This window comes from Achromobacter xylosoxidans (genome assembly GCF_002192695.1).
Taxonomy (GTDB): Bacteria; Pseudomonadota; Gammaproteobacteria; order Burkholderiales; family Burkholderiaceae_B; genus Achromobacter; species Achromobacter xylosoxidans_C.
The window spans coordinates 195,568-210,414 of sequence record NZ_MTLG01000112.1; the positions used below are offsets into that span (position 1 = coordinate 195,568).

Consider the following 14,847-nt stretch of genomic DNA (forward strand, 5'->3'; position numbering starts at 1 on the left):
AAAGGCCTTAGCTTCGGACAGCGGAGCGCGCGCGTTTCGGCCTGCTTGCGTTGTGGGAGCTCCACCGGCCCGCGCGCTCTTCGATGGTGGTGGGAAAAATCTCCAGGCAAAGCTTGTGCAGCGAACGGACGAACGGATTCGATTTCAGGAACATGGCTTCGCCGAAATAGATGGGAATCCTTGGCGCGTTGGGCAGCGCGATGCAGTTCAGGCGCCGATCCGACTCGTCGATGCACCAGGTAGGAAGCAAGGCGAAGCCCAGGCCTTCATCGACGCAACGCTTGACGCTCATGCTGGTCGAGGTGGATACCGCGACCTTGGGCTGCTCGTTGCCGACCGACAAATAGTCCAGCGCGATATTGCGAAGCATCTGGCCGGGTTCATAGGTCACCAGCGGCCGTCCAAGCGCCCATTCCGGAACCGCCTTTTCATCGGCTGGCGCGGGCCAGCTCGACGGGAACGCCAGCGCCGGCTGATAGTGGCAGATAACGCGTTGCGGAATGACGGTGTCGCCAAAATAGCGCTCGCTCAAACAGACATCCAGCGAGCCGTTGCGGATCAGCTCCGGCAACGAAACGTCCTTTTCGTAGCCGACGATCTCGACGTTGGGATACATGCGCCGAAACTTCGTCAGCACTGGCGGCAGCAGGTAGTAGAAGATCGCGTGCGGCATTCCGATACGGATGACCGGCCGCTCCTTGTCGATCAGGCTGCCCAGGCGCGTCAGCATGACATCGAATTCCGGCGCCAGCAGCCGGTAAAGGCTGGTGCCGCGCGGCGTGAGCTTGATCGACTTGGCGCCGCGCCCAGCCACCACCAGCTTCTCGCCGACGCGCTGCTCGAGGCGCCGGATGTGGTTGGCCACCGACTGGTAGGTGATGTTCAGCCGGCGCGCCGCGGCGGAATACGTGCCCTCCTGTGCGACGAGGAAGAAAGTCTGGGTGAGAGTAAGGTCCACCTCTTGCATCGCGCCTCCGGCTTGCCGGTTCAAATATAAAATTTCTTGTAAGTCTGGCTCGATGAATTGTATCGCCCCGAGGTAAGGCCGCCTATAACATCGATCTCAGGTTTGGCCTCCGAACCGCGCGGCGGCAACGGCATCCCGGATATGCCTGCCGCGCAAAAGGGAGGGTAAGTTGAGTGAGCCATGGACAAGAAAGATCGCTGCATCCTCGCGTTGCTTCAGACTGATGCGCGCCTCTCGAACAATGAAATCGCGGAACAGGTCCACCTGTCCCCGACCGCGTGCTGGAAGCGGATTCAGCACTTGCAGGCGTCCGGCCTGATACGCCGCCAGGTTTGCCTGTTGGACAACAACAAGGCGGGGCTGGGCGTGACGGTGTTCGTCTCGATAAAGACGAATCGCCATGACCTCAATTGGCTTGAGAAATTCTCGCTGGGCGTCAAGGATATGCCGGAGGTCATGGAGTTCTATCGGATGACCGGCGACACCGACTACCTTCTCAAGGTGGTGGTGCCCGATATCGCCGGGTTCGATTTCGTCTACAAGAAGCTCATCCAGGTCGCTGAACTGTTTGACGTCAGTTCGAGTTTTGCGATGGAGGAACTCAAGTACACCACGGCGTTGCCGCTTGACCATCTTTGATTCGCAAGGGCGGCTCGCCCTGGCCTATGGGAATGACCTCCCAAAGCGACGCGCTGGATGGGGAGCGTAATTGGAGCGGGCGAAGGGAATCACCCAAAGCAGCCAACCCATTGATTAATAAAGATTTTTTCTGGTTATTAAAACCAGAAGTGGCCTCTGAATGTACCACATCACCCCTCTTGGCGAAAGGCATAAATCCACCGCCCTCTGCTGGCAGCTACCGACAGCCACTGCGATCAGGAAGGGAGCGCTTTTGCGATCTGCAGTGCCCTGCGCTCGAACCGTTCGGAAACAGGGTTCGCTTGCCCCTGGGGCCTATGCAGGTGCGTCACGATTTCGTAGGGGCCGTCGTCCAGTGGTCGCATGCTGACTCCCCATCCAGGGGCGTGCTTGATACGCGATTGTGCGGATACCCCGACACCGTAGCCGGCAGAAACCCATAGCGCCATCATCTCGAAGGAAGTCACGTACTGAAGGTTCTGCGGGTCAGCAGGCAGACGCGCGAGCAGCCGACGATCCAGCGAAGAACAGGTCTCAGCCTCCCAGCGAAAGATCGGATAGTTCTGGAGGTCGGCGATGGTGAGCGATGCCTGCTCAAGCAAGGGAAGCCTCAGCGGTATCGCAACGGCCATGTGCTCAATCCACAAGGGCTGGGTTTCCAGGGCCGGATCGCTCGCTCCTTGAAGCGACATTCCCACGTCGTAGCGGCCTTCACGAAGCCCATCAAGCAGCTCGTCACCTGCCACTTCAAAGAACGTGATGCTGACCTCGGGTTCTTCCGCTCGTTGCAGCGCGAGCAGCGCCGAGAGCTGAGATGACGATACGCCTGGCGCAATCGCAAGCCTGAGGTGGGCGGGTTGGCTGGTGATGTTGTCCACGGAGAACCTACAGAAGCGACGAAGCAGGTCAAGGGCAAACCAGCATCATAGTAAAGAGAGAAATTTAACGTCTATATGTTTAACGTGGTTAATTTAAGAGGATTGTTTGACGCTTCTGTTGATGCAGAAGCTTACTATTCAGCCAGGTCGTCCACCTGGCACACCCACATATGAATCCGAACCAGCATTAGCTTTCGGGCGGGCCGTGCGTGCCGCTCGCGTCGCGCAGGGGGTCGCTCAAGACGATTTTGCGTATCAGGCGGGAATATCGCGTTCGCACATGGGCAAGATCGAACGCGGGGAGCATGTGCCGACGCTGCCTTTGATACTGAAAATCGCTGCCGCACTCGGGATAAGCGCCAGCGAATTGATGGCCGCGACTGAAAAGAACCTCAGCGCGGGCAGTGAGCCGCAAGATTCGGCATAGCGGTCGTAAGTGTCTTTTCGGATATTGGCAGCGCAAGCTGTCGCAGCCAACGGCGCCGGGCGGGTGCTTAGCCCGACAGCGGAACACTGGAATGCCTCTTACGTATCGACAACCACAACATTAGCCACAGGGATTTTCTGGGAAATAGCAGCGTAAAGATCAACGTCCGTCTGCTGGGTCTGAATGGATACCACCAAGCTATATCGCGCCGGCAGGCCATAACGTTCCAGCGCAGGCCGTGTCCGCCACCACCCAGCCGAAGGATACACAGCAATGAAGCCACGGCTGGCCAAGTCAGCCGCCGTACCTTTCCAGACATCCTGATGCAGCGAACCACGATGCCGCTGCCGTTCGCCCAACAGCCAATTGGGATCTGAGGGGTTCACAGGGTCACCCTCATCCTCGCGCTGCGCTGCCGCATTCACCCGTGCGACAAAATTCTCGGTGGATGCATCAAGCGGACGCTGCACATCAAATCGCAGGCGATGCGAAGGGTAGTGATACTTTGATGCAACACCACGCGCTGATGGATTGGGTTCGATGAAGTAGGAGAGCGTGATGCGCATCTCGACGGGCGTGTCCTGCAACGCCTCCAACTCATCCTTCGGCCAAGGCAAGGAGTGCAGATTCATGTCGCGCGTCACGATGCCCTTGCCCTGAACCTTCGCATAAGGATGCACCACGTCTTCAACCAGTAGGGTCAGCGAGTCTCCCGCACTCCAGAGCGCGCGGTTCAAGTCCGGGGTTCCCCAGCCGCAATGGCGAATCAGGTGAACGTAGTCGTCCTTGTTGGGCGCTGCGGGCAAGAACATCCCCCGCATGGCCTCGCTCCATTGCGCCGAATGTACCAGCAACGCACGCACGGTTTCAGGTCGGAGGTGCGGATAGGCCGCCATGATCTGCGCCGCCATTCCCGCGCACAATGCCGATGCGGCACTGGTGGCATTGCTGGTAGTGAACAAGCGATCCAACGGCTGGTTATGGGTCGTCAACAAGTTCAGGCTGGCCATGCCTACCGCCCCCAGCTCATCCTTGGCTGCATTGCCTCCTTCCAGCACCACTTCGGGTTTCAAGGGCCATGCGCGATCCCACGTCCTGGTTGTTGTCGTGAAAGGGCTGAGGCCGCCGGCTTCGGCAACGGGCTTCAAGGAAGGATGACCTTCCGTGTCGATCTTGTCGGTAAAAGCGCCCACCGTGATCGCGTTCCATGCCTGGCCAGGGTCATGCACGAGATTGGTGGAAAGGCTATCTGGATACCCCGCCCATGCATTGGGGTCGCGCGTGTTGCCGGCGGACAGCACGAACAGACGCGGGCTTTCACCGACCCCATCGGTATCCGCAGCAAGGCTATCGACGGCAGCAGACCACGAGGAAGGACGACCACGATCACGGTAGTCCGAGGCTGTCACCGCCGAAGCGAACACGCGCGACCGATTCGGAGCGGAGATTTCAGGCCGCGCAACGCCTTCCATGAAAAGGTAAGCATGGTGGCGCGCATCGCCTTCATTCGCACCTTCCGCCGGTATCAGCTTGACCGACTCCAGCCGATGAGGGACGTTGATCGAATCCGCAGACGCCAGGGCGTCTGTGAGATCGCCATAGGCAGCCAAGCCCGCCAAGCCAGTGCCATGATTGGCCTCATCATCCACGCCCCAGGCTGGCTCCACGGTATGCAAATCGCTCGCATCCATCAACGGCTCCAAGAGCGGATGCGCGCGCGTCACGCCGGAATCCAATAAGCAGACTCGCGGAGCGGTGTCGCCTGATGGCCTCAACTGGGCGCGACGCAGCAAGTCGTCCGCCCACTCCCGTTGTTCACTGATGCCCATGCCGTCGAAGAACTCGGCCGTCTCCTTGGCGTAGCGAAGTTCAGCGACACAGTTCAGCGTCATCACCGACCGCGAGAACTGCTGCTGCGACCCATACATCAACAACACCGTGCGTTCGGGAAAATTGACCTGCTTGTCACTGACGACACATTCCGCCAATCGAGCAAGCTTCTTGAAGTCTTCTACAACGACTTGCCGCTGCCCCGCCCCTCGAACCGGAAGCCATACCTCCCACCAGAAGGCGGTCGCAAGATCGTCAGGCAGCAGTTCGGGAGCGTCAGTCCACAGAGCCCTGATTTCTGCAGTTCGGATGGATTCGATGGCATCCAACAACTTCCGGTGATCGCGTGCTTGACCGCGACTGTCCTTCTTCTCCTCCAGATAGTCGGATATGTATTTCTCGAAGTGCGCCAGCTTTCCATCAGGAACGAAGACATTGGCGAAGGTCTGGTTGCCTTCGCGGCGAACACTGAGAAGTTCAATGTTCCTGGTTTCGTTCGCCAAGCTCTCGAATGCCAACTCGACATCAGGTTGGCTGGAAAACTGGATTTGCAAGCCCAACCCGCTTTCCAGTTGCAGGTCTCGCTGACCTTGCACCGCCTCTGCTGCAGCGGGCTTCAAGTTTTCAACCTGGTCGCGAAGGGATGCACCGTGCTGCTGCCGGGGCAACGTCGGCACGCTGCGTGTCGATCCACCGCCAGCAGAGTGCGCTTTGAACTCGACGGCTTGAGATGTGTCTCGAAGAATGAAATGTGGGCGCTTAGCTTGTAGTTGATCCGGCATTGCTCGGTGCGACCTTCTTGTTGTTCATTCTGAGACTTAATTTGCGGCGCTCATCGAAAGCACGTGTCAGCACATCTGCTTTTACGCGCTCCTCGTCGTGCATCACGGCTTCCTTGATGGATTCATCTACGGCACGTCTGATCTCCGCGTAGCTCAAGCCTTCTGCCTTGGCTGTGATGGCCTTGAGCGGAAAGGGCTTGGGCGCGAACTTCCCAAGCCGCGACTGGATCAGCTTGGTAGCCTGCGGCGCGCTCGGGAGCCGATACTCGATCACGTCATCAAATCGGCGAAAAAGCGCGTAGTCAAGGATCTCAACATGGTTCGTTGCTGCAACGATCAAGCTATGGGATTGGTCGCTCTCGATCATTTGCAGAAAACTGTTCAGTACCCGCCGAATCTCACCCACGTCATTAGCCAGCCCTCTTTGTGAGCCGATGGCGTCGAACTCGTCAAAGAAGTAGACGCCTCGCACATCATTGATGGCATCGAATATTTGGCGCAGCTTGGCGGCGGTCTCCCCCATGAACTTGGTGATCAGTGCATCCAGTCGAACGGAGAACAGCGGAATGCCAAGTTCACCGGCCAACACAGAGGCGGTCATCGTCTTGCCGGTGCCCGGTGGCCCGACCAGCAGCAGTTTGCGTCTTGGCGACAGGCCATGCTCGCGGATGCGCAAATGATGCCTCTGCTCTTTCATGATGCGACCAAGTTGTTCGGCCATCTCCGCATCGAGCACCATGTCCGACAGACGATTCTTCGGATAGGAAACCGTCAGCAAGTTTGCCAACTCACCGCGAGGACGAGCCAACGGCACCAGTTTGCCCTCGGGGCCACCCGGCGCGACACGGGCTTTTGCCGCGTCGATCATGTCGCGGAGTTCTTCGGCAAGCTTGCCGTGACCTACCTTCGCTTCACGGGCCGCGACCTGCATGGCAACAGAATAGAAATGCTGGTCATCCCGCTCGATATGGGATTTCACCAACGCCTTGAGTTGTTCGGCATTAGCCATAGTGGCCTCCCACCTGCGCTGTCATGTTGGCCGATGCTCCCAGTGATGCCAGCGCAGACTGCATTAACTGATCGGCGACGTGCTCGTCTATCGCACCCAGTTCGCTTTGGTCGGCAGCCAGAACGAACAGCAGGCCGACAGGCACATGCAATGCCTCGGCAATTCTTGTAACCGTCGAAAGTGTCGGGTCGCGCTTATTGTTCTCAAGCATCGACAAGTACGACACGGAGCAATTGGCTCGGTTCGCAATGGTGCTTTGAGAGACGCCCCGTTGCGTTCGGCACAGTCGAATGGCTTGTCCAACATTCATGGCGCTTGCTTTCTCACGGGTTGCGACGAGCGTAAGTACCCTGAAATTTTACCACCAGTGAACATCATTGACGAGACTTCTCCCCCGGATACCGCGCTGGCAGGCTTCAGGCAGCCAGTCCTGGCCGCTGCCGATCAATCGTCCGAATGCGCGCGCAGGCGTGCGATGAACCGCTCCACCGACACCGGCGAGTCCTCGCCGGCGGGCCGTAGCAAGTAGGTCGTGATGACTGCGGAATCCATGGCCAGAGGGCGGATCACCACATCGGGGCGCAGGCTCGCCGCGATCCTGGTTTCGGTGATGAAGCCCACCCCGTAGCCGGCACCGACCAGGGTGAGCATCATGTCCAATGAAGACACGTGCTCGGCGACGTCAGGGGGACGCTCCAAAGGTCGCAGCAGCCGCGCCAGTTCACGATGGTAGCCTTCGCATACTTGCGGATCGCATAAGACCAGTGGGTAGCTCGCAAGCTGATGCAGCGGAACAGCCTTGTGTGAAAGCAAAGGATGCCGGGCGGGCACGGCAACCACCAGCGGATCGTGCCAGAGTGGCTCGGTAACGATGCCGTCGCCGACTTCCGCCGTGTGCGCAAACCCGATCGAGAAGTCGCCTGAGCGCAAACCACGCAACTGATCGGCCAACGGCACTTCGGACAGGCGAATCTCGATCTCCGGCTCTTCCTCGCGGCAGCGGGCCAAGAGGGCCGACAGCCTGGGATCGATTGCGCCGTCGGATACGGCGATGCGAAGGCTTCCGCTCAAGCCCGCAGCGACCGCCCGGACGTTCTCCTGAGCCTGTTTGAGGACGGCGAACACCCTGCGCACATCTTTCAGGAACGTTGCACCCGCCTCGGTCAGTACCGTGCCTCGGCGGTTGCGCTCGAAAAGCACCACACCCAGATCATCCTCAAGCTCCTTGATGGCGCGGGACAGCGGTGGCTGTTCGATATGCAGGCGCTCTGCGGCCCGTGTGAAGTGCAGCTCTTCTGCGAGAGCCACAAAGCAGCGAAGGTGTCGCAGTTCCATGGGCCGTGCTCCTGTTCCGTATCAGCGATCTATTCGCACCAGTTCTCGTCCGCAGTGACCTGCTGGATGCACGCCAGTCCACGCCGGATCGCTCATTTGCGCCTCAAAAATGGTTATCATAATGCAGCTAACTAGCGAATCAACTTGGATTTATAGACGTCTTTCCACACAGACCATATACTTTCGGCAGAAATCTGCATAAGCATTCGCTAACCCGAACGAGCCAGCCAGGATGCCCCACGAACAGCTTGCCGATCTAACCCAACCACAGCGTGACCGCCTCGCGTTCGTGGAATTGCGTCTGCGCTTCATTGGGGAGATGCGCCGCCAGGACTTGGTCGCGCGTTTTGGTATCCAGTCCGCTGCCGCGTCCAGGGATCTGGCGCTGTACAAGGACTTGGCACCGGGCAATATCGACTACGACGGCAAAGGCAAGTTCTACGTCCTGGGTTCGAGCTTCCAGCCGATCTTCGATTTCCCACCCGAGCGAGTGTTGTCGTGGCTGACGCAGGGGTTTGGCGACGGTGAACCGATGCACATCAAGGCGTGGGTGGCCAGCGAGAGCCCGTCCCGGCTCACTCACCCTGACCTAGCAATCCTGGCGAGCGTCACTCGGGCCATCCATTACGAATGCCCCCTGGGTATCGAATACCACTCCATCTCCAGTGGCCGCACCGCGCGGGAGATCGTCCCGTTCGCGCTGATCGACAACGGTCTGCGCTGGCACGTTCGCGCCTTCGATCGCAAGTCCCAGGATTTCCGGGACTTCGTCATCACCCGGATCAAACGTCCCGTCATCCTCAAGGACCAGTCAGTGGCTCCCCATGAGATGAGCGATCAAGACATTCAGTGGACCCGGATCGTCGAGCTGGAACTGGTGCCCCATCCAGATCAGCCCCGACCCGAAATCACTGAAATGGACTACGGCATGCAGGGCGGCGTGCTGCACATGAAGCTGCGAGCCGCCACGGCCGGCTACATCCTGCGCAAGTGGAGTGTGGACTGCTCCCCTGACCACAGCCTGCGCGGCCCTGAATATCGGCTCTGGTTGAAAGACCATCTCGCCATTTATGGCGTGCGCAATGCAGTGCTTGCGCCAGGGTATGCATCGCCGAGTGCAGAAATGTCGATTGCTGACTGAACGGAAACGACTATGAAGCTGATCCAAAACACCGGAACACAGCGCGTCATCGACTTGATGAGGCCCCATCTAAAACACGGCAACCGACTCGACTGTGTAACGCCTTCGTTCTCGCTTTACGCCTTTGCGGAAATTCGGGAGGCGTTATCCGCTTTGGATCAAGTTCAATTGATTGTGCCTCCTGATAACGAGGCACTTGAATTCTTGGGAACGGAGGGCGACCGTGCAGCGCGCAATCGTCTGCAGGCACGTTGGCTGGCCAATCAGTGCGCGAAATGGATCAGTGAAAAAGTGGCGCTCCGGCGGGCATCGAGGTCGGTGCCACAGGGGGCTGCTGTCATGCGCGGCCCGGACGGGGCTCCTGCACAAGTGGTCCTGGGCTCGTTTGCCTTCAACACGTCTGGCCTTGGACTGACGCCAGGCAACCCATTGAACCTGATTCAGGCGTCAGAAACGGCCGAGGAAGCCGCGCAGCTCGCCCAATGGTTCGATCACCAGTGGGCAGCCTTGCAAACTACTGCTTCAACCGACTCCGAGGGTCAGGGAGAAGAGCACGAATCCGTACTTGAGGCGCTGCGAGGCCTGGGTGAGCACCGCGATCCCTTCACCATCTACACCTTGATGCTGCACCGCTTGTTTCAGGACAGCGGTGACGAGATGGACGAGGAGCGCATCGTCAAGTCAGCCACCGGCATTCGCAATACCGTGGTATGGAAGAAGCTGTTCAAGTTTCAGCGCGATGGTGTGGTGGGTGCCATCGACAAGCTGAACCGCTTTGGCGGCTGCATCATCGCCGACAGTGTAGGGCTGGGTAAAACCTTTGAAGCTCTGGCCATCATCAAATATCACGAGCTGCGCAACGACCGCGTTCTGGTGCTGGCGCCCAAACGCCTGCGCGACAACTGGACGCTCTACAAGGCCAACGACAAACGCAACATCCTTGCAGCTGATCGCTTTAACTACGACGTGCTCAACCACACCGATTTGTCGCGCGATGGCGGCCTCTCAGGTGACATCGACCTGTCACATGTGAACTGGGGTAATTACGACCTGGTGGTGATCGACGAGTCGCACAACTTCCGCAACAAGGCCACGCACAAGGGCAAGGAGTCGCGCTACGACCGCCTGATGCGACGCATCATCCGTGAAGGCGTCAAGACCCGCGTGCTGATGCTCTCGGCCACGCCGGTGAACAATCGCCTGGCCGACCTGCGCAACCAGATTGCCTTTGCCACTGAAGGCGACGATACCGCCCTGATGGAACACGGCATCGCCAGCATCGAGGCGACGACCCGCAAGGCACAGGCGCAATTCAATCGCTGGCTGGCGCTGGACGAAGGTGAAAAGACTCCCGGTCAGTTGGTAGAAATGCTGGGGTTCGACTACTTCACCCTGTTGGACCATCTCACCATTGCCCGCTCCAGGCGGCATGTGGAGAAGTATTACGGCACCAGCGAGACCGGCCGCTTTCCCGACCGACTGCCGCCCATCAACATCAAGGCCGACGTGGACCTTGCGGGCGAATTTCGTGCCATCCGCGATATCAACCAGGAAATCCGTCGGCTCACGCTCGCCAGCTACGCGCCGCTGCGCTATGTGCTGCCCCACAAGCAGGCCGCCTACGACGCCAAATACAGCACCCAGGTGCGTGGTGGCGAAGGTTTTTTCCGGCAAGCCGATCGTGAGGAAAGCCTGATCCACCTGCTGCGCGTGAACGTGCTCAAACGCATGGAAAGCTGTGTATCGGCCTTCACCCTGACTGTGCAGCGCCAACTCAAGGATGTAGAGAACACACTGGCACGCATCGAATCCCATGCCGAAGCGCTGGAGGAAATCGACATTGCCGACGTCGATATCGACGACCCGGCGTTTGAGACCTTGCTGGTCGGTCGCAAAGTCAAGGTGCTGCTGGGCGATGTGGATCTGATCCGCTGGAAGCAGGACCTACTGGAAGACCGCAACCGCCTGGCGACTCTGCTGGCTGCAGCGCGCCAAGTGGATGCCGCCCGTGATGCCAAGCTGGCGGCCTTGCGCGACATGATTGCCCGCAAATGCGCCGAACCCATCAACACCCACGATGGTAAAGCCAACCGCAAGATCATTGTGTTCACCGCCTTCTCGGACACGGCGCACTATCTCTACGCCCAACTTGCCCCCTGGGCCAGGGATAAGCAGGGCATGCACGCAGCGGTCGTCACCGGCAGCGCCGGCATCCAGTCCACCTTGCCAGGTCTGCGCAAGAACATGGGAGACGTGCTCTCAGCCTTCGCGCCGCGCGCCAAGGAGCGCCCGCAAGACCTGGCGGATGAAGGCGAAATCGACTTGCTGATCGCCACCGATTGCATCTCTGAAGGGCAGAACCTGCAAGACTGCGACTGGCTGATTAACTACGACATTCACTGGAACCCGGTGCGCATCATCCAGCGCTTCGGGCGTATCGACCGCATAGGCTCGCCCAACCAACGCATCCAGCTCGTGAACTTCTGGCCCAACATGGAACTGGAGGAATACATCAACCTGGAACAGCGCGTCAGCGGGCGCATGGTGCTGCTCGATATCTCGGCCACCGGCGAAGAAAACCTGATCGAACAGCAGTCCGGCAACGCCATGAACGATCTGGAGTACCGGCGCAAGCAACTGCTCAAGCTGCAGGACACGGTGATCGACATGGAAGATCTGTCCACCGGCGTGGCGATCACCGACCTCACCCTGACCGACTTCCGCATCGACCTCGCGCAGTTCCTTAAAAGCCACCCCGGCAAGCTGGACACCCAGCCGCTTGGGGCTTTTGCGGTCACCACCACGCTGGATGCCGACATTCCCCCTGGAGTGATCTTTTGCCTACAAGCCTGCGGCCCGACGGCAAAATCCGCCGCGTCGTCCGACTACCCGCTCGCGCCGCACTACCTGGTGCATGTCGGCGATGACGGCCACGTATTGCTGCCCTACCCGCAGGCCAAGCGCATCCTGGATCGCCTCAAGCGCCTGGCGCTGGGGCGAGAACGGCCGGATGACAGTGCCTGCGCGCGCTTCGACAAGGCGACAAAAAGCGGTGAGGACATGCGCCACGCCCAGAAGCTGCTCGCGGCGGCCGTGGCATCCGTCGCCGGCAAGCATGAGGAACGGGCCGTTGCCAGCCTCTTCACACCTGGCGGCACGCACGCCATGAAGGGCGAGTTCGCTGGCAGTGACGACTTCGAGGTGGTGGCATTTCTCGTCGTGCTGCCCGATGAAAAAAGTATTTGATTACAAGGACCCGCATGAGCTTTCGCACCGCCGAACCCGCATTGAAAGATGTCCTCGATGGAATCGCATCGGGGCAAATCCAGCTTCCTGACTTCCAACGCGGCTGGGTGTGGGATGACAACCATATTCGGTCGTTGATCGCGAGCCTCTCGCTGTCCTACCCGATCGGCGCGGTCATGTTTCTGGAAGCAGGTGGGGTACCGTTCAAGCCCCGGCTGTTTGCCGGCGTCAACCTGCAGCCTGCGCCTACTCCAAAGACCCTCGTACTTGATGGTCAGCAACGCCTGACCTCGATGTACCTGGCGCTGCGCAGCGGCCAGCCCGTGCCGACGCGCACGGAGAAAGGCGCGAACATTCGCCGCCTGTATTTCCTTGACATGGCCCAATGCCTGGACGAATCGGCAGACCGCGAAGAAGCCGTTCTCTCGGTGCCGGAGACGCTACAAGTCACGTCCGATTTCGGTCGCAAGGTTGAGCTGGACGTCAGCACGCCAGACTTGCAATACAGCCAACGCCTCTTCCCTGTGACATTGCTTTTCGATATTCAGGGTTTCATGGCTTGGGAAAGCGGCTTCAGCGCCCATCACCAGTTCGCAGCGGAAGCGATGCAGTTCATGCAACGATTCCGCAACGACATCTGGCTACGCTTCCAGCAGTTCAAGGTTCCCGCCATCGAGCTGACTCAGGACACGCCACGCGAAGCCGTGTGCCAGGTGTTCGAGAAGGTCAATACCGGCGGCGTGACGCTCACCGTTTTCGAGCTGATGACGGCCACCTTCGCAGCCGATGAATTCAATCTGCGTGACGACTGGGAGGCCCGGCGGGAGCGGTTGACCGTCAAGCATGACGTGCTCACGGCAGTGGACGGCACCAGCTTTCTCACTGCCGTGACCCTGCTGGCCAATTATCAAAGGCACAAGGCACAGGGCACGCCCGTCAGTTGCAAGCGTGCCGACGTGCTGCGGCTGCCGTTGGCGGATTTCAAGGCGTTCGAACCCGCGCTGGAGCAAGGGTTCAAGCGCGCGGCAGAGTTGCTTGCAGAAGAAAAAATCTTCGATGGCCGCAGCCTGCCCTATGCCACACAGCTCATACCGTTGTCAGCCATATGTGCTCACCTAGCAGACCGCACCACACAGCACGGCGTCAAACAGAAGCTGTTGCGCTGGTACTGGAGCGGTGTGCTCGGTGAACTGTACGGCGGAGCCAACGAGACTCGCTTTGCCATGGACATCCAGGATGTTGTCGCCTGGATCGAAGGTGGTGGCGAACCGCGCACGGTTCGCGATGCCAACTTCGCGCCGACAAGGTTGCTTACCCTGCAAAGCCGTCTCGCAGCGGCCTACAAGGGCCTGGCCGCCTTGCTCATGAAGCACGGCGGCCGTGATTTCGCCAGCGGCACGCCCATTGATCTCAATGCCTACTTCAACAACGCCATCGACATCCACCACGTCTTTCCCCGCGCCTGGTGCGAAAAGCAGAAGCTGCCCAAGGAAAAGTGGAACAGCGTGGTCAACAAGGCTCCGCTGGCGGCAGGCACCAACCGCTTCATCAGTGGCGATGCCCCCAGCGTCTACCTCGCCCGTATCCAGAAGGCCAAGCAGGTTGCCCCCGACAGTCTCGATGAGTTCCTGACTTCGCATGTGATTCCGGTACAGGCACTTCGCTCGGACGACTTTGATACTTTCATCCGCCAACGCGCTGCTGCGCTGTTGAAGCTCATCGAACAGGCCATGGGCAAAGCCATTGCCGGACGCGACAGCGAAGAAACCATCAAGGCCTTTGGCGCGGAACTGTCGTCATGAACCGGACGGATGTCGTTGCAGCACTGTGTCTTCCCGACAGCGCACGGGTGGACCAGCGCGTCCCCAAGAAGCTGTTGCTGGAGAACGGTGCGCCCACGGCATCCGACAAGCGCCTGATCACGGACGCCATTGAAGAAATCCAGTGGCTTGCCGCACTCAAGCCCAACACCATTGGCGTACCCAGCTACCGGGACGCGCAGCGTGAATACCTGGAAGTCACCGTGCTTGGCTTGACCCTGCGTGGCACTGTCAAGCCCGCCAGTCTCGCTCGCCTTGCCGAATTGGTGCATCGGGCCGTGCCGTATCCCGTGTTGCTGCTTGTGCAAGGCCAGGCACTGACCCTCTCGCTGGCGCACAAACGCTGGGCGCAGAACGAGGCAGGTAAGGTCGTGCTCGACGGCGACCCAGTGTTGGCCTCGCTGCCCCACGCAACCGAAGATGCCGCCGCAGTGGAAGACACAATAGCCCCCGAAATCGAGCGCGCCTTCGTGCAGTCCCTGTCGATTGCACGCCAACCCCAGACCACGCTGCATGCCCTTTATCAGGGTTGGATGGAGCGCGTGTGGGCCTGGCAGGCGGCACGGCTGACGGGAACCTACCAGGCTGACACAACCCCGGCACAAGCGGCTGCCCGCTGGCAGGCGCTGGCTGATTGTGAGCGGCTGGAGAACGAGATCGGCCGCCTGCGAGCGCAAGCCACCAAGGAAAAACAACTGGCGCGCCAGGTGGAACTGAACCTGACGCTCAAGCGCATCCAGGCCGAACTGGCCGCTGCGCGCCGACAACTTTGA

The 14,847-nt window shown here is 59.6% G+C and carries 12 protein-coding genes; 6 read left to right on the forward strand and 6 right to left on the reverse strand.

Annotation, left to right across the window (positions count from 1 at the left end; genetic code table 11):
- Positions 1-7 precede the first annotated feature (7 nt).
- Positions 8-967: a LysR family transcriptional regulator gene (locus tag BRO63_RS28265; RefSeq protein ID WP_088142967.1), complete on the reverse strand. Its 960-nt coding sequence runs from the start codon at positions 965-967 to the stop codon at positions 8-10.
- A gap of 180 nt (positions 968-1,147) precedes the next feature.
- Between BRO63_RS28265 and BRO63_RS28270 the strand changes: the two genes are divergently transcribed.
- Entirely contained in the window at positions 1,148-1,606 is a 459-nt protein-coding gene (locus tag BRO63_RS28270) for an Lrp/AsnC family transcriptional regulator (RefSeq protein ID WP_013396409.1), read from the forward strand.
- Positions 1,607-1,842: 236 nt separating this feature from the next.
- Here BRO63_RS28270 and BRO63_RS28275 read toward each other — a convergent pair whose 3' ends face one another.
- Positions 1,843-2,484, reverse strand: coding sequence for a substrate-binding domain-containing protein (locus BRO63_RS28275; protein WP_033982394.1), 642 nt, complete (start codon positions 2,482-2,484; stop codon positions 1,843-1,845).
- 121 nt (positions 2,485-2,605) lie between these two features.
- Between BRO63_RS28275 and BRO63_RS28280 the strand changes: the two genes are divergently transcribed.
- Complete coding sequence (locus BRO63_RS28280; protein WP_003158903.1) at positions 2,606-2,911, forward strand: helix-turn-helix domain-containing protein; 306 nt, start codon at positions 2,606-2,608, stop codon at positions 2,909-2,911.
- Between the two features lie 98 nt (positions 2,912-3,009).
- Here BRO63_RS28280 and BRO63_RS28285 read toward each other — a convergent pair whose 3' ends face one another.
- The 4 genes from BRO63_RS28285 to BRO63_RS28300 form a co-directional block, all read right to left on the reverse strand.
- A complete protein-coding gene (locus BRO63_RS28285) occupies positions 3,010-5,523 on the reverse strand; it encodes a S8 family peptidase (RefSeq protein ID WP_034004688.1) in 2,514 nt (837 codons plus the stop codon).
- On the reverse strand, positions 5,501-6,532 hold the full coding sequence (locus BRO63_RS28290) for an AAA family ATPase (RefSeq protein WP_033982009.1): 1,032 nt from the start codon (positions 6,530-6,532) through the stop codon (positions 5,501-5,503). Before BRO63_RS28290 ends, BRO63_RS28285 begins: the two co-directional genes overlap by 23 nt.
- Positions 6,525-6,842: a helix-turn-helix domain-containing protein gene (locus BRO63_RS28295; RefSeq protein ID WP_023464296.1), complete on the reverse strand. Its 318-nt coding sequence runs from the start codon at positions 6,840-6,842 to the stop codon at positions 6,525-6,527. The genes BRO63_RS28290 and BRO63_RS28295 overlap by 8 nt, the downstream gene beginning before the upstream one ends.
- A gap of 134 nt (positions 6,843-6,976) precedes the next feature.
- Positions 6,977-7,867: a LysR family transcriptional regulator gene (locus BRO63_RS28300; RefSeq protein ID WP_033982007.1), complete on the reverse strand. Its 891-nt coding sequence runs from the start codon at positions 7,865-7,867 to the stop codon at positions 6,977-6,979.
- A gap of 232 nt (positions 7,868-8,099) precedes the next feature.
- Here BRO63_RS28300 and BRO63_RS28305 point away from each other — a divergent pair, with 232 nt between their 5' ends.
- Genes BRO63_RS28305 through BRO63_RS28320 form a run of 4 tightly spaced genes read left to right on the forward strand, consistent with a single transcriptional unit; the run spans position 8,100 to position 14,847 of the window.
- Positions 8,100-9,008, forward strand: coding sequence for a WYL domain-containing protein (locus BRO63_RS28305; RefSeq protein ID WP_088142968.1), 909 nt, complete (start codon positions 8,100-8,102; stop codon positions 9,006-9,008).
- A 12-nt stretch (positions 9,009-9,020) separates the two neighbouring features.
- Complete coding sequence (locus BRO63_RS28310; protein WP_088142969.1) at positions 9,021-12,254, forward strand: DEAD/DEAH box helicase; 3,234 nt, start codon at positions 9,021-9,023, stop codon at positions 12,252-12,254.
- 14 nt (positions 12,255-12,268) lie between these two features.
- A complete protein-coding gene (locus BRO63_RS28315; RefSeq protein ID WP_088142970.1) occupies positions 12,269-14,056 on the forward strand; it encodes a DUF262 domain-containing protein in 1,788 nt (595 codons plus the stop codon).
- Positions 14,053-14,847 (forward strand): DUF4391 domain-containing protein, encoded by a 795-nt coding sequence (locus BRO63_RS28320; protein ID WP_088142971.1) that lies wholly within the window; start codon positions 14,053-14,055, stop codon positions 14,845-14,847. Before BRO63_RS28315 ends, BRO63_RS28320 begins: the two co-directional genes overlap by 4 nt.